Source organism: Ruegeria sp. YTSA226 (genome assembly GCF_059609905.1).
The window spans coordinates 123,541-138,415 of record NZ_JBXWMQ010000007.1 but is presented as its reverse complement, the minus strand read 5'-3'; the positions used below and the strand labels follow the sequence as shown (position 1 = coordinate 138,415).

The window sequence follows — 14,875 nt, the reverse complement described above, 5'->3', positions numbered from 1 at the left end:
ATACCCCTGAAACTCACGGGTATGAATCACGCAGGCGGGATGACGGCAACCAAATTAATAGGTCCAGAACCTAAGCCGTGGCTAACTGTCCACGCAGCCAAGCTTTGAACAGGTCGACATCGATATGCGAAACGTTCAAATGCCGGGCCGCTGCCTCGAAGCTGCATAACCAACTATGGGTATTGGGTTTGATCTAATCTAGCGACAAATAGTTTTTGTGGTAGATAGCCTGTTTTATCATTTTCACTTGCAGCTCAGGTCGCGATACAAGTTTTTGAATTGTCTCAAATCCGAACAGGAAATCTGGACTTGATCAAACCAGACGTCTCATCGACGAAAGTCAGGATTGCCACATTCGTGGCCAATCCAGCGCTTGACTTCGACTTCGTGGCAAACGCGGCCGGTCTTGGCGTTATTGCAGGTTCCAACGTCGTTCATCAGACAAAGGGGTCGGTGGCACCTTGTTCTCGGGAATCGCTTATCGACCGCTCACCTAGCGGATCTGTTTGTTTGGATTTTTCGTACACTCGGAAGGAATAGAAGATGAAAGTAGGGTTCATTGGACTTGGTAATGTCGGCGGAAAGCTTTCAGGCAGCCTGTTGCGGAACGGAATCGACCTGACGGTTCTTGATCTAAACCGCGACCTGATGGAAGCGGCGGCGGACAAGGGTGCCAAGTTGGCGGAAAATGCCGCAGCATTGATGCGTGATTGCGATGTCGTCATCACCTGCCTACCCTCGCCTGCCGCATCGGACGCTGTCTTGCAGGAGATGCTGCCAGAGGTGAAAGAAGGCAAGATCTGGCTGGAGATGTCTACCACTGACCAAGCCGAAGCCGAACGCCTTGGCGGTATCGTCATCGCCGCCGGTGGTGCCGCAGTCGATTGCCCGGTATCTGGCGGTTGCCACCGCGCCGACACTGGTAATATCTCGATATTTGCGGGCTGTGACCGCTCAACGTTCGAGCGAGTTCTGCCGTTGCTGAAGACAATGGGACGGCGTATCCTGCATACCGGTGAGCTTGGCAGCGCCTCGATGCTCAAGGTACTTACCAATTATCTGGCCACCGTCCATCTGGTCGCCAATGCCGAAGCGTTGGTGACGGCGAAGGCTGCAGGTATGGACCTGAACACAGCCTACGAGGCGATCAAAATTTCGTCCGGTAACAGCTTTTCCCATGTTACCGAAAGCCAGGTAATCCTGAACGGTTCGCGCGATATCTCATTCACCATGGATCTGGTGAAAAAAGATGTGGGCCTGTTCCAGAGTATTGCCGAACGAAACAATGTGCCGCTGGAAGTCTCACCCTTGATTTGCCAGATTTTTGACGACGGCATTGCACGCTATGGCGATCGCGAGCTATCGCCCAACATTATCCGCCGGTTAGAGGACGCCACCGGTCTTTCCATCCTTGCCCCCGGCTTCCCTGCGGAAATGGCGGATGACGAACCAGAAGAGCCTGGATACGAGGTGATCCCGCAGGGTTCGTCGCGCGTCTCTGCCGGCAGCTAGAGCCCGTTTCAGCAGCCACGAGCAAGTTGAGGGCAGGTATCATACCTGCCCCGACGGCCAATGCTCAGAGGCTCAGAGGCTCAATGCCCTTTGAACGGCGTCGCACCAGCTTACTCGGCCTCGAATTGCGGGACGGTATGATGCAATGCGCAAAACAAAAAATCCGAGGATGAGGCGGATATACGATAGGGACGAAGGTCCGACAGGGCCGTATTGACACTGGGTGAGGGCGTCGGATGTGGACTGCCGACCGCCCAAAAACTCATTTCCTAACACGCCCTCTCTGTGATCCCGACACGCGCCTCTGTTCTTACCCGTCGAGCATAGCGAGAACAGCGTCACGATCGGACAGAACCAGCAACAAAGCGATATCATCCGGTTGTAGCTTTTCAAGTATCATTGATGCGGCTTGTGTGGGCGAAGCGGCTCTGAGTATTTGTTCTGCACCATACCCATGTTCCAACGCTGTCTTTTCGATCAGATCAGAAATTTCCCCCGAATCGCGGCCTCTTAGATATCCTTCCAGCTCGGTTGCGACGACCACGTTAGGTTGGAAATTCAGCGCTGTCGCGGTTACGTCCCGGATATCCTGATCCGATCTGTCCCCCGCATGGCTGAGCATGATGAAACGCCGTTTTGCTGGCAAGCTCGACAGCGCATCGCAAACGGCGGAAATCGAATGCGGGTTATGTGCAAAATCCACAAAGACCCGTGCCCCGTTGTATCGGAACTCGTTGCAACGGCCTGGATTATCCTTGGCGTCTGGTTTGAACCCGGCCAATCCATCCCGAGCCGCCTGAACGGGCAAGTCCAGCGCCAAAGCCAGGCACAAGGCCGCTAGCGCGTTCAGGATATTGTATTTCGCAGCGCCGCCCATGGTCAGGGGAACATCGGAAACTGCAATCACCACCTGTTCCGCCGCACCGTCGAAAAACACGATATCACCCTGCCGCACATAGGCGCAGCACCTGTCTGCATCGCGCGCCTGGCGGATCAGGTCGTTCTGCGCGTCCAGCGAAAACCACCAGATATTCGCCGAGGTATTCTTCGCCTCGGCACGGACAAAGTCATCATCGGCATTCAGGACCAGCACGCCCCCTTCGGCCAATGTTCGATGTACGGCGAATTTGGCCTGGGCCAGTTCCGGCACCGTGTTGACCCCATATTGGCCCAGATGGTCGTTCGCCACATTGGTGACAGCCGCCGCCGTGGCGGCGCGGGTCGGCAGACCCCGGCGCAGGATGCCCCCACGGGCAACTTCAAGGCAGGCAACCTCCAGCCTTTTATCGCGCAGCAACATCCGCCCGCCGCCGGGGCCCGAGTAATCGCCACGGTCCAGTATATCATCGCCCACGCGGACAAACTCGGTCGAGGTTAGCCCGGCGACCTTGCCCGAAGCGCGCGCGATAGCCTCAAGCAGCCGGGTCGTAGTGGTCTTGCCGTTGGTTCCAGTGATGAACGCGACCGGGATATCATGCAGCGCAGACCAGTCCACCTCACCCGGGGTGGGCAGCCCATCAACAGGCCAAGTCTGACTGCCTGTACCATGCCCGATCGACACCTCGTCATCATCGCAAAGGATATCCACGCCATGCGCCTCAGCCGCGGCAATCAAGGCGATCAGTGCGGGATTGGCTTCCATTTCCATGACGCCTTTGACATCCGCAACCATCTGATCGAAATCTCCGGGCTCGGATGCCAGCAGTTCTGCAGCACAGAAATGCCAGGCGGTTTGCGCTGCGAATATCCCGGAATAGAGCTGATCCATCGGTGCCGAGATCGCCAGATTGACGCCGCCCGTAAAGGTACGGTGGATCAGACCCTGCCCCTGCCAGCCCAGTGCGTCCAGAACCCGGCGCGCATGCTTCTCCCACAAGTCGGTGATCTGCGTCGCGTCGATATCAGTGAAGAAAACATCCATCACAGCGCCGGGTCGGTTCCATAGCAGGCCCGGCCCGGTCAGACGCCGGGCGTCATCCACCTGAATATGGTCAACGGTCGCGCTTTCTATTGTCAGCGCGGTCTCAAGCTCTTCGATCCGGTCCATTCCGGTGCCTCCGCTCAATCCGCGTCTTCGCTGATTTCACGGGCCAGACGCACGCCACGCTCATCCCGGATCAGGTTCTGGTCGCCTTCGAACATATCTTCGAACGAGGTTTCGGCGGGGGCTGCCACAGGTGCGACCTCGGGTTCTTCGCCATCAGAATTGAAATAGATGATCTGTTTCCAGCAGCGCGTTGTGTCATCACCAAAGATCACCAACAGATCGCCCTGTCCGGCCTGCACCAACGCGGCACTGACCGCTTCAACCTCGTCGGGGATGACCGTGATGGCTGCGGCATCCACGCCGTTGTCGATCAGGGCTTGACGCATCATCTGCGGCACCTCGTCATGCCCGCGTCCGCGACGGCGGTCATCTGCCTTGCAGATGAAATGATCAAAATGTCCGGCCAGGGCGGCGGCCCCATCGACAATATCTTCGTCGCGCCGGTCGCCAGGCATCGCTACCACGCACAGCCTGCGGCCCTTGATCTCTAACTGATCGGCCAGCGCCGCCATCGCTTTCAGCGCGGCGGGGTTATGGCCATAATCGAGGATCACCTTGAAGGGATGTTCGTCATAGACATTCATCCGTCCAGGTGCCTGAAAATAGCTGGTGTCGAAGGTGCGCAGCCCATGACGGATATTATCTAGGTCCACGCCGAAACTATAGGCCATCGCGGCGGCGAACATCGCATTCTGGACGTTGAAAATTGCCTTGCCTTCCAACGTCGCCGGGATCAGATGCGACCACAGAACCGGGATATGAAGCCCGTTGTCATAGATGGTCAGCATGTCACCATTCATGCCTTTTTCAAGCACGATAGCCTTGCCGCCGGCCTTGATATGTTCCTTGACCAGACTGTGCGCTGGATTGGTCGTGACATAGAAAATCTGATCCGCTTGAGCGTAGTCGGCCATTTTCAGACAGTTGATGTCATCGGCATTCAGCACTGCAGTATCCACAGCGCTTTCAACCACCACGCGCTTGACAACGGCCAGCTCCTCGACCGTGTTTATGCCGCCGAGACCCAGATGATCGGCCGAGACATTCAGACACGCCGCCACGTTCGACCGCTGATAGCCCAGACCGGACCGCACAAGCCCGCCGCGTGCGGTTTCCATCACCGCAAAATCGACCGCCGGATCACGCAGGACGATCTGTGCGGATTTCGGTCCCGTCATATCGCCCTTGACGCTTAGTTTACCGTCCACATAGACGCCATCGGTCGAGGTCATGCCAACGGTCTTGCTGCTGGTTTTCATAATATGCCCCAGCATCCGCGAGGTCGTCGTCTTGCCGTTGGTTCCTGTGATCGCCGCAATCGGGATGCGGGTTTCCTCATTGGCTGGGAACAACATGTCGATCACTCTGCCCGCCACGTCGCGGGGCTGACCTTCGGACGGCGCCACGTGCATCCGAAAGCCCGGGGCGGCGTTCACCTCGACGATAGCTCCGCCAATATCCTTGTAGGATTTGGTGATGTCGTCGATCAGAAAATCCACACCTCCCACATCCAATCCAACCGCCATTATGGCGCGTTCGGCCATGTCACGATTGTCAGGATGCACCACATCCGTCAGATCAATCGCTGTACCCCCCGTCGACAGATTTGCCGTTGAACGGAGATAGAAGATCTCGCCTTCCGACAGCACGGTTTCTTCGGTCACGCCCGCATTCTCCATCAGGCGTTTGGCCTGATTGTCGATTTCCAGCATGGTCAGCACTTTCTCGTGTCCGATGCCACGGCGCGGATCCTGGTTCACGATGTCAACCAGTTCGGCAATCGTGTGTGTGCCGTCACCAACGACATGTCCGGGGACACGCTTGGCCACCGCAACCAGTTTGTTGTTCACAACCAGCATTCGGTGGTCAAAACCGGTGATGAAGCTTTCCACCAGAATGGCCCTGCTGCGAGAATGTTCCTTGGCTTCGGCAAAACCGGCCTCGACCTCGGACTCTGAATTCAGATTGATCGAAACACCACGCCCATGATTGGCGTCAAGCGGCTTGACGACGACAGGAAATCCAATACGCCCCGCTGCTTTTGCCGCCTCGCGCGCCGAATAGACCATGCGCTGCTGTGGTACCGGCAGGCCCAGATCGTTCAGCAGATTGTGGGTATCTTCCTTGTCGCAGGAAATCTCGACCGAGATATGTTTGGTCTCAGAAGTGATGGTAGCCTGGATGCGTTTCTGATACTTCCCGTGTCCGAACTGCACCAGCGAGCCAGAGTTCAGCCTGATCCACGGAATGTCCCGCTCTTGTGCCGCCTTGACCAACGAGCCGGTCGAGGGGCCAAATTCTTTGCGCTGCGCCCGCAGCACAAAGCTGCGTAACTCATCATCCCAGTTGAAATCCGGATCGAAGTCGTAATCCACCTGGTCCTTGAGGGAGTGTGGCAACAGATGCATTAGCAGACGCATCGCCAGCTTGCCCGCATCCAGTCCGACATCGCGCTGGCGGTATTCATAGACCATGTTGTACTGGCCGGGTTCGCCAGTGCCGCGCGTTCGGCCAAAAGTCACATCCGTACCAGCTACGTTCTGCACCTCGATAGCGCAATGTTCCAGCACATGACCCAGCCATGTGCCCTCATCTTCGCGCAGGCGGCGGATGAACCCGCCGGGTTCGCGATAGGAACAGCCATGTTCTGCCAAACCGGGAAGTGCCGCGACCAGAGCGTCGATAAATTCCGAACCAATTTTTGCCGAAGGCCATTCTTCCAGAATACCCACATCGATAACGTGGCGAATAACCGGAAAACTTGCCCAAACATTCGGGCCGACAAAGACGTTGGTCGAAATTACTTTCATGAGGCACCCTGTTGGTTAGTTTTTATTTTCCCCCGCCGGCGCCCTCGTCCCCGGACAGGTCCGGCAATGTACAGAACGCCATATGCTCATCCGGCGGAAACGCCTGGCGAGCCGTCAGATCATAACGGCACCCTTCGCCCAGAACGTCAAGCCGAAGTCCCAGAAGGCTCAACGCCTCTCCGCGGCGGGCATCCCACATCGATGAATGCGTCAGATGGCTGGCATCCACCACAGTGACCGTTCCGCTGCCCACTACCTCAAGGACGTTATCGGGCCCAATGAAGGCCGCCGTGTCTTCGTCAACGCCCAACCCGATCAGGAAAGGGTTGAAAGATGAGGCGGTTAACAGGCGCCCCAGGCGGTTACGCTGCGTGAAATGCTGGTCAATGATGACTGCATTGGTCAAACCCATGCCCGGGGCCAGAGTGATATTGCCTTCGGCTGGGGCGGAATTGCTGCTGCCGCCTGCAACCATATGCTCGGACATGACCGACGCCCCGGCTGAGGTTCCCGCAATCGGTATCCCCGCCGCATTCCGGCGCCGGATTTTCTGAGCAACAAGCGTGCCACCCAGAATCGCCGACAAGCGCAGCTGGTTCCCGCCGGTCATGAATATCCCGGTGGCGCGGTCCAACATCTCGGCATAGTCGGGATTGTCGCAATCGGCGCGGCGCGAGATGGGCAGGAACTCAACCTGACCGGCTCCAAGCTCAGAGAAAATGCGGTTATAATCCGGCCCTGTTTCTTCCAGCATCGAGGCTGTCGGGATCACGACAATATCGGCATCGCCGCCGCCGGACAGCTCCACGAATTTGCGGTGAATCTGCATTTCCTTGACGCGGTCTTCGCCACCGCCGATCGGGATGATGAACCCGCGCGGGGTCTCTGCATCAATGGGTGCAGGGCACATATCTTAACTACCTTCCGGAGCTATAGCGGGCAGCCACCGGGGACCGCGCGGACGTTCAAATCTGTTCATACATGCCGCGCCGGGCTATCTGGCCATCGCGGACATGCCATTCCCCCCGTGCCATCACATGCCGCACAGCGGTGTTTTCGTCAAGAACCACCAGATCGGCGTCCATACCCACTTTCAAACGGCCCTTTCGATGTAGCCTGAGCAGATCGGCGACATTAGAGGTCATCGGAGCAAGTGCATCAGACAGAGGCATTCCTTTATCGGTCAAGTCGCGCAGTGTTTCGGGCAGAGTGTCCGACAATCCCACACCGAACCGTGTCAGATTGCCTTCACGGTCAAAGGCCGGCAAGCAGCCACCGCCGTCAGAGCTGATGGTGAAACGGTCCGCACGACCACCCAGATCGCGAAATTGGATATAGGCCTCGGCGGCTGATATGCCCGGCTCGATATGCTCGCAAGGGAATGCGGTCGCGTCGATGTAACATCCGTGCCGCGCCAACGCGACAGCCTGTTCAAAGAGGGGTTTGTTGCGATTGACATGAGTTGGATTGAAGACGCGTGCGGGGATTTCGCAGGTCTCGATTGCCTGTTCCAACATCGAAAGGCCCCTGTCGCCGTCGCCCATATGGCAATGCACGATCCCTGCCTTGCCGGTCATCAGGCCCGCGACATGCGCCTCACTTGCGATCCGCAGAAACTCGTCCATTGTCGGTTGGCTTGACCGGTGATCACTGATCGCCAGTTCGCCGACGCCGATAACCGGATCAAGGAATACTATATCACCCCGGGCGGAACCGGTCAGGGTGGTCAGAGGGACGTGATAGCCACCAGTGTGACACCAAGCCGAAAGCCCCTCCTCCCGCAGCCCATAGGCCTGCTGCACCAACGTCTGCGTGTTGCGGGTCAGATCGTCCGTACCCAATACCCCGACAACCGAGGTGACCCCGGCACGGGTGAACGAGGACAGGACCATCGGCGGCACCCGGCTGGCTGGCCCGGTTTCACCGCCACCACCCGTGATATGCGCATGTCCGTCGATCAAACCCGGAACAACCGATGCACCTTCGACGTCAACGACTTCAGCCTGAAGCGGATCCGGCAGTTCGGGTTGAGTGCTACCGAGGTAAATAATGCGTTCACCCGCGGTGAGAATATGGCCTAAACCAACAGGCTCAGGCGTATAGAGCCGCGCATTCTTGATCAGTTTCAACACGTTTCATACCCGTCAGTAAGAGCAAAGACATCCTTTCTTGCACTGAAAGTCAGCAGAAGAACCATCCCTTAATTCGGAGAAAGCGTAAATGTCGGGCGCAGGCCTTAAAGGCAAAATCTTAGGAGCGCTGAGGTAAAGTCGGGCATTTGCGCAATTCGCCGCGCCCGTCGCTTTCGGATCGGAACAACTGTAAGAAGCGAATGTAGCGGACGCCGTGAAACCTTTGTTGACAGCCGCCTCACTGAGAAAAGGCCCGCCGGAATGGTGGGCCTTTCTATTTTCACGTTCAGCTCTTTTTGCCGACATTTTCTTCGAATGAGACTTCAAAAGCCGCCTGCTTTTCAGGACTGGCTTCGGTCTGATACTTGGCTTTCCATTCGCTCATGGACATCCCGTAAAAGATCTGGCGGGCTTCGTCCTTGTCCATCTCAATGCCATGTTCATTGGCCGCTTCCTGATACCAGCGCGACAGGCAGTTGCGGCAAAATCCGGCCAGGTTCATCATGTCGATGTTCTGAACATCGGTCCGGTCTTCAATCAGGTGCTGCTGCAACCTGCGGAATGCGGCGGCCTGAAGTTCGGTTTCGGTTTTCTGGTCCATGTTCTCGCTCCGGATGCTTGCCCAATATGTTCAAGTTGACCTAACAACCCAAGCGGGCCGTTTCAATCATCAGCAACACCTGAGTGCGCTAGGCCAGTTTCAACGCCAGCCAGGGCACGATGGAAAAGATAAGCACCAGAATTTTGTAATTGGCCAGATACCTGAAATACGCACGTTTTACATCCGCGCGGTCCATTTGGAACATCCGACTATGGATGCCAGCCGCCCAATCCTGCATCAGCACGACCATCAGGGTCGAAAACAGCAACACAGCAAGGTTGATCACCGCCATCCAGCCGAAAACAGATGTCAAAAGCTCTTGCGTCATGATCGCCTCCTTTCGCCTGATATATGGGGTTTCGGGCTCGGTCGCTCAATGGTGCGCAGGCTCTCAGCCACCAAAAGTCACAATTCGCTTTGCGAAAGGGCGTCTTCCAGGACAATTCCCAGACGTTCGGCCCATGCGCGCTGCCCCGCGTGGTCGGCGATCAGGTCATTGCGCAGTTCGATTAACGCATTAGGGCGGCCAAAGGCAGTGCAATGCTTGTCGATCGCATCGCCCGGCAGAACGCCAGTATACGGTTCATTGACGCCAACACATAGGTCCTTTTCAGCCTGCAACCGGTGGATCAGTGGGCGCGAAAAACGCTCATCCGGAGTGTGCAGCACACCGACATGCCAGGGACGCGGTTCGCGTCCACGCAACTGCCGGGTGAAGGAATGCATCGACACGATCACCGCATGGGGCAGTGCGGCCAGCTCAACCAATGCCCTATGGTAAGGGCGGTAACACATGTTCAGACGCCGCTCGCGCTCATCCGCATCGGCGTGACGGTTGCCGGGAATGATTGACCCATCATACAATTTCATCACAAGAGTCGGGTCGTCCTCGCCTCGGTTCGGATCGATCACAAGGCGCGAGAAATTCGCCGCGATCACAGGGGCGTTCAGAATTTCACCCAGATGTTTCGATACTTCATAGGCGCCCACGTCATAGGCGATGTGGCGCTCCATATCCTCACGCGGCAAGCCAAGATCCCCACCATTGATTCCCGGTGGAACAGTATTGGTCGCGTGGTCACATGTGATCAGCCAGCGGGAAGGGCGATCCGCGCCATGGATAAAAAACGGAGAATACGTCATAAGCCTGTCATGTTGTTTCCGGCAGGTTTAGGACAGTTGCTTCGGAAAGGGAATTGCGCAATAAGCGGGCAGAGTCGATGTTTGCGGTAACATTCGCGCAAATTCAGGACATGATTTGAGGAGAACAAGGTCAATGCGACGCCTGAGAAATGTGAAAATCGTGGCGACGCTGGGGCCGGCGTCCAATGACTATGACACCATTCGCGCATTGCACGAAGCTGGAGCCGACGTATTTCGCCTGAACATGAGCCATGGCAGCCATGACGAAATCCGCGAGCGGCACCGGATCATCCGTCAGGTCGAAAAGGATCTGGACAGCCCTATCGCCATTCTTGCAGATCTGCAGGGGCCAAAGCTGCGTGTCGGCGTATTTGCCAATGATGCGGAAGAGCTGATCGAGGGTGCCGTGTTTCGGTTGGATCTGGATCCGGCCCCGGGCGACGCAGGCCGCGTATGCCTGCCCCATCCCGAGATTTTTGCTGCGCTGGAACCCGGTGCGCGCCTCTTGGTCAATGATGGCAAAATTCGCCTGATCGTACAGGATTGCGGCCAGGATCATGCTAATTGTACCGTCGAGGTCGGCGGGACAATTTCGAACCGAAAAGGCGTGAACGTGCCGGATGTCGTGCTGCCCTTGGCCGCTTTGTCCGCCAAGGATCGTGGTGATCTGGAATTCGTCTGCCAGCTGGGTGTGGATTGGTTGGCGCTGAGTTTCGTTCAGCGGGCCAAGGATGTTTTTGAGGCTCGGGCACTGGCCGATGGGCGCGCCTCGATCCTGTCCAAGATTGAAAAGCCTGCTGCGGTTGAAGCGTTTGACGACATCCTCGATGCCTCTGACGGCATTATGGTTGCGCGCGGAGATCTGGGCGTGGAGCTACCGGTTTCCGCGGTGCCCCCGATCCAGAAACGTCTGGTCCGCCGGTGCCGTAGCGCCGCCAAGCCGGTGATTGTGGCCACACAGATGCTGGAAAGCATGATCGAAAGCCCGATGCCCACACGCGCCGAGGTTTCAGATGTGGCAACCGCAATCTACGAAGGCACGGATGCCATCATGCTGAGTGCGGAATCTGCCGCTGGCTCATATCCGATCGAGGCCGTGCAGACCATGAACAAGGTCGCCATCGAGGTCGAAGCCGACCCCACTTATGATCAGATTATCGCAGCATCGCGCACGGCGAAGGGGACTACCGTGGCCGACGGCATCGTCGCCGCCGCTCGCGAAATTGCCGAGAAAACGGATATCAAGGCCATCTGTTGTTTCACTCAAAGCGGCACAACTGCGCTGTTGACCGCGCGCGAACGCCCCGGAGTTCCGATCATTGCAATGACCCCGGCAAAGGGAACGGCCCGTCGGTTATGCCTGAGCTGGGGCTGCCATTGCGTAATGACGCCCGAGCTTGAGCGTTTCAAAGGGGCGGTCGTCAGCGCCGCCCGTGCTGCTCGTTCTGGTGGATTTGCAACTGACACGGATCAGATCGTTGTCACCGCTGGTGTTCCGTTCAACGTGCCCGGCACGACCAATATCCTGCGGATCGCGCCTTGCGACGAAAGGCTGATCTATAACACGGATCCTGGCTGATCAGGCGGGTATGACATTCTGCCCGACCGGTTCCTTGACGATTTCCATCACGGTAAAGGAACTGGTCTGGTGAATGCCCGGAAGCTTATTTATCTTTTCCCCCAGGGTCTGGCGGAAATGGGCGATGTCGCGTGTGCGAACGGTTAACAGATAGTCAAACGACCCCGCCACCATCAGGCAGCTTTCGATTTCGGTGACATCGCGCACGGCATCGTTGAATTTATCCAATGAGTTCTCAGACGTTGCAGCCAGGGAAACCTGCACAACCGTCATATGCCCGAGACCCAACCGCTCCTTGTCCAGAACGGCGCTGTATCCGGTGATATAGCCGGTTCTTTCCAGTCGTTTTACACGCTCGGAACACGGGGTGTTGGTCAGGTTTACCCGCATGGCAAGCTCGACGATTGGCAGGCGGCCATTGGCTTCCAATTCCTGCAGGATGCGTTGATCGATCTTGTCCAATTCTCTGTCCATTAGGTAAATTCCCTGTAATTTTGGCGCATAATGGGATAATTTACTGAGAATAGACCAAAAATAATACCATTTCCTAGTGATTTTTCCTGATACTGACTTGAGGGCAGTCTACAATAAATGCTCCAAGTTCCGGCTGCCCTGCCGGGGGCACGGGCCCCGGTCAAATGAACAATAAATGGAGGAACGAGATGACAACAAAAATTGTCATAGGACTGGACGGGACAGAATCCGGAGAACGTGCCATCGCCTTCGCCAAAGATTTGGCTGAAAGAATTGGTTCATGCGAGCTTCTGGTTGCATATGTCATTGAATGGTCGCCCTACACTTTTCAGACACCTGAAGAAAACGCAAAGCGGCACATGCGGCGTGAGGAGGAGATTGAACTAGCAACGACACGGGTGGTGGCACCCGCCGTCGACGCCCTGAAGGCCGCGGGTTTCGCCGCGACCGGAGTGGTGCGCCACGGAGATGTGGCTGAAACGCTGAATGCCATCACGGTAGACAGCAAGGCCGTACAGATTGTCGTTGGACGCTCGTCCGCGGATGGCCTCAAAAAGCGTATCTTCGGCAGCTCAACGCAAAACCTTGTAATGCATGCCGATGTACCGGTCACGGTCGTGAATTGAGGGAGGCACAGGAATGAAAACACTATCTCAACTGGGATTGGCAGCCGCCACCCTGATGGCCAGCCCCGTCGCCGCGCAAGAGGCGCCCGGGTTGGACGAAAAGATCAATCAGGCTTTTGCTGATATCACTGGGCCATTCGTTAGCTTCATATTCGCACCAATTCCCGGGACAGGATTTCCCTGGATCGTGATGTGGTTGGTTATCGCGGCGTCGGTCTTTACTCTGTACTTTGCTTTTGTGCAGATGCGCTTTTTCGGCCACGCGATAAGTCTGGTCAAAGGCGACTATTCCGATCCCAACGATGCTGGTGAGGTTAGCCACTTTCAGGCATTGGCCACTGCCCTGTCGGGCACGGTCGGGCTTGGCAATATCGCAGGCGTTGCCGTTGCTGTTGGCATTGGTGGCCCCGGGGCGACCTTCTGGATGATCCTGGCTGGTCTTCTGGGCATGGCGTCAAAATTCACCGAATGTACACTTGGCGTAAAGTATCGCAACGAATACGAAGACGGCAGCGTCTCGGGCGGCCCGATGTACTATATGTCCAAGGGTTTTGACGAGCTTGGCCTGCCCGGAGGTAAGATTCTGGCGGTTGTGTTCTCGATCTTCTGTATTCTTGGAGCGCTGGGCGGGGGCAACATGTTCCAGGCCAATCAGGCGCATCAGCAGATTGCAGGCATCGTCGGGAATTACCCGGGTTGGATCACCGGTGTGGTCTTTGCGGTTGTCGTGTTCATGGTGATCGTCGGTGGACTTAAATCCATCGCGCGAGTGACTGAAAAAGTTGTGCCCTTTATGGGCGTGATGTATGTCGCGGCGGCTCTGGTCATCATCGTCATGAATGCGGATATGATCGGTTGGGCCTTTGGTCAGATCTTTGCCGGTGCGTTTACCGGTCTTGGTGTGGCCGGCGGAATGGTCGGTGCTCTGATCCAGGGCTTCAAACGGGCCGCGTTCTCGAACGAGGCCGGCGTTGGGTCTGCTGCGATTGCCCACTCGGCGGTGCGCACAAAGGAGCCGATCACAGAAGGCTTTGTTTCGCTGCTTGAGCCGTTCATCGATACGGTCGTGATCTGTACCATGACCGCGCTGGTGATCATCATCACACAGCAGCTGATCATCGACCCCGAGACCGGCAACTATATGTTGAACGAAGCAGGAAGCGCTATTGCGACCGTTGACGGCAACTCGGGCGTCAGCCTGACCTCTGCCGCCTTTGGCAGCGCGTTCAGCTGGTTCCCCTATGTTCTGGCGATTGCGGTGATCCTGTTTGCTTTCTCGACTATGATCAGCTGGTCCTACTATGGCCTCAAGGCCTGGACCTATCTGTTCGGTGAGGGGCACACCAAAGAGCTGGTGTTCAAGATCATCTTCTGCGTCTTCGTGGTGATCGGTGCTGCGGCCAACCTCGGCCCGGTTATCGACTTCTCGGATGCGGCGATCTTTGCGATGGCGGTTGTGAACGTCTTTGCGCTCTACTTCCTGATGAAGATCGTTCGTCAGGAACTGGCATCGTATAGTGAAAGACTGAAAAGCGGTGAGATCCGCAAATACGGTCACTAAATAGACCACCGGGGCGGCCTGCGTCGCCCCGGTGCCTGACTGGGCTGCTAAAATTGCAGATTCCATCCAAAACCCCCTTGCCAGTATGGTCGAACTTGCGTAAACGGCGCTTCTGATCGCGTGACCGGCCGAGATGGCATGCCGAGTCGCGTTTCGAACCGAACCCCGAAAGGAGACGGAAATGCCTAAGATGAAGACAAAGTCGAGCGCCAAAAAGCGCTTTAAGGTGACTGCGACCGGTAAGGTCCTTGCTGGCCAGGCCGGCAAACGTCACGGCATGATCAAGCGGACCAAAAAATTCATCCGCGATGCCCGTGGCAACACCACCCTGTCCGCCCCCGACGCCAAAATCGTCAAGGGCTATATGCCCTACGATCGATAAGAGGAGAT

General features: G+C 56.8%; 13 protein-coding genes. 5 read left to right on the top strand and 8 right to left on the bottom strand.

The features are described 5' to 3' along the window. Nucleotides 1-543: 543 nt before the first annotated feature. Nucleotides 544-1,512, top strand: coding sequence for an NAD(P)-dependent oxidoreductase (locus AC2FFF_RS12055; RefSeq protein WP_271950101.1), 969 nt, complete (start codon nt 544-546; stop codon nt 1,510-1,512). Between the two features lie 310 nt (nt 1,513-1,822). Here AC2FFF_RS12055 and AC2FFF_RS12050 read toward each other — a convergent pair whose 3' ends face one another. From AC2FFF_RS12050 to AC2FFF_RS12020, 7 genes are all read right to left on the bottom strand, one after another. Further along, nucleotides 1,823-3,559, bottom strand: a complete 1,737-nt coding sequence (locus AC2FFF_RS12050; RefSeq protein WP_281973122.1) for a Mur ligase family protein — start codon at nt 3,557-3,559, stop codon at nt 1,823-1,825. Between the two features lie 14 nt (nt 3,560-3,573). Next, nucleotides 3,574-6,369: a cyanophycin synthetase gene (gene cphA / locus AC2FFF_RS12045; RefSeq protein WP_281995545.1), complete on the bottom strand. Its 2,796-nt coding sequence runs from the start codon at nt 6,367-6,369 to the stop codon at nt 3,574-3,576. A 22-nt stretch (nt 6,370-6,391) separates the two neighbouring features. Next, nucleotides 6,392-7,279, bottom strand: a complete 888-nt coding sequence (locus tag AC2FFF_RS12040; RefSeq protein ID WP_142637921.1) for a cyanophycinase — start codon at nt 7,277-7,279, stop codon at nt 6,392-6,394. A 55-nt stretch (nt 7,280-7,334) separates the two neighbouring features. Further along, nucleotides 7,335-8,501: a beta-aspartyl-peptidase gene (gene iadA / locus AC2FFF_RS12035; RefSeq protein ID WP_281973124.1), complete on the bottom strand. Its 1,167-nt coding sequence runs from the start codon at nt 8,499-8,501 to the stop codon at nt 7,335-7,337. A 286-nt stretch (nt 8,502-8,787) separates the two neighbouring features. Continuing rightward, the gene (locus tag AC2FFF_RS12030) at nt 8,788-9,102 is read right to left on the bottom strand and encodes a DUF1244 domain-containing protein (RefSeq protein ID WP_281973125.1); all 315 of its coding nucleotides are present in this window, start codon (nt 9,100-9,102) and stop codon (nt 8,788-8,790) included. A gap of 88 nt (nt 9,103-9,190) precedes the next feature. After that, a complete protein-coding gene (locus AC2FFF_RS12025; protein WP_142637915.1) occupies nt 9,191-9,430 on the bottom strand; it encodes a DUF6868 family protein in 240 nt (79 codons plus the stop codon). 77 nt (nt 9,431-9,507) lie between these two features. After that, on the bottom strand, nt 9,508-10,245 hold the full coding sequence (locus tag AC2FFF_RS12020; protein WP_281973126.1) for an N-formylglutamate amidohydrolase: 738 nt from the start codon (nt 10,243-10,245) through the stop codon (nt 9,508-9,510). Between the two features lie 133 nt (nt 10,246-10,378). On the opposite strand from AC2FFF_RS12020, the gene pyk reads away from it, so the two are divergent. Continuing rightward, a complete protein-coding gene (gene pyk, locus AC2FFF_RS12015; RefSeq protein ID WP_142637911.1) occupies nt 10,379-11,824 on the top strand; it encodes a pyruvate kinase in 1,446 nt (481 codons plus the stop codon). On the opposite strand, the gene AC2FFF_RS12010 is transcribed toward pyk, so the two are convergent. Then, entirely contained in the window at nt 11,825-12,298 is a 474-nt protein-coding gene (locus tag AC2FFF_RS12010; protein WP_271950091.1) for an Lrp/AsnC family transcriptional regulator, read from the bottom strand. 188 nt (nt 12,299-12,486) lie between these two features. Here AC2FFF_RS12010 and AC2FFF_RS12005 point away from each other — a divergent pair, with 188 nt between their 5' ends. The 3 genes from AC2FFF_RS12005 to rpmI all read left to right on the top strand — a co-directional run bounded on the left by AC2FFF_RS12005 (nt 12,487) and on the right by rpmI (nt 14,867). Continuing rightward, the gene (locus AC2FFF_RS12005) at nt 12,487-12,924 is read left to right on the top strand and encodes a universal stress protein (RefSeq protein ID WP_142637907.1); all 438 of its coding nucleotides are present in this window, start codon (nt 12,487-12,489) and stop codon (nt 12,922-12,924) included. A gap of 13 nt (nt 12,925-12,937) precedes the next feature. Next, the gene (locus tag AC2FFF_RS12000; RefSeq protein WP_271950089.1) at nt 12,938-14,485 is read left to right on the top strand and encodes an alanine/glycine:cation symporter family protein; all 1,548 of its coding nucleotides are present in this window, start codon (nt 12,938-12,940) and stop codon (nt 14,483-14,485) included. A gap of 181 nt (nt 14,486-14,666) precedes the next feature. Then, entirely contained in the window at nt 14,667-14,867 is a 201-nt protein-coding gene (gene rpmI / locus AC2FFF_RS11995) for a 50S ribosomal protein L35 (protein WP_010443552.1), read from the top strand. Nucleotides 14,868-14,875 lie beyond the last annotated feature (8 nt).

Excerpts from the sequence above, each read along its gene's own strand:
- AC2FFF_RS12055 (WP_271950101.1), top strand. The coding sequence starts at position 544 with ATGAAAGTAGGGTTCATTGGACTTGGTAATGTCGGCGGAAAGCTTTCA.
- AC2FFF_RS12050 (WP_281973122.1), bottom strand. The coding sequence starts at position 3,559 with ATGGACCGGATCGAAGAGCTTGAGACCGCGCTGACAATAGAAAGCGCG.
- AC2FFF_RS12010 (WP_271950091.1), bottom strand. The coding sequence starts at position 12,298 with ATGGACAGAGAATTGGACAAGATCGATCAACGCATCCTGCAGGAATTG.
- AC2FFF_RS12025 (WP_142637915.1), bottom strand. The coding sequence starts at position 9,430 with ATGACGCAAGAGCTTTTGACATCTGTTTTCGGCTGGATGGCGGTGATC.
- AC2FFF_RS12020 (WP_281973126.1), bottom strand. The coding sequence starts at position 10,245 with ATGACGTATTCTCCGTTTTTTATCCATGGCGCGGATCGCCCTTCCCGC.
- AC2FFF_RS12005 (WP_142637907.1), top strand. The coding sequence starts at position 12,487 with ATGACAACAAAAATTGTCATAGGACTGGACGGGACAGAATCCGGAGAA.
- AC2FFF_RS12030 (WP_281973125.1), bottom strand. The coding sequence starts at position 9,102 with ATGGACCAGAAAACCGAAACCGAACTTCAGGCCGCCGCATTCCGCAGG.
- pyk (WP_142637911.1), top strand. The coding sequence starts at position 10,379 with ATGCGACGCCTGAGAAATGTGAAAATCGTGGCGACGCTGGGGCCGGCG.
- AC2FFF_RS12040 (WP_142637921.1), bottom strand. The coding sequence starts at position 7,279 with ATGTGCCCTGCACCCATTGATGCAGAGACCCCGCGCGGGTTCATCATC.
- cphA (WP_281995545.1), bottom strand. The coding sequence starts at position 6,369 with ATGAAAGTAATTTCGACCAACGTCTTTGTCGGCCCGAATGTTTGGGCA.
- rpmI (WP_010443552.1), top strand. The coding sequence starts at position 14,667 with ATGCCTAAGATGAAGACAAAGTCGAGCGCCAAAAAGCGCTTTAAGGTG.
- AC2FFF_RS12000 (WP_271950089.1), top strand. The coding sequence starts at position 12,938 with ATGAAAACACTATCTCAACTGGGATTGGCAGCCGCCACCCTGATGGCC.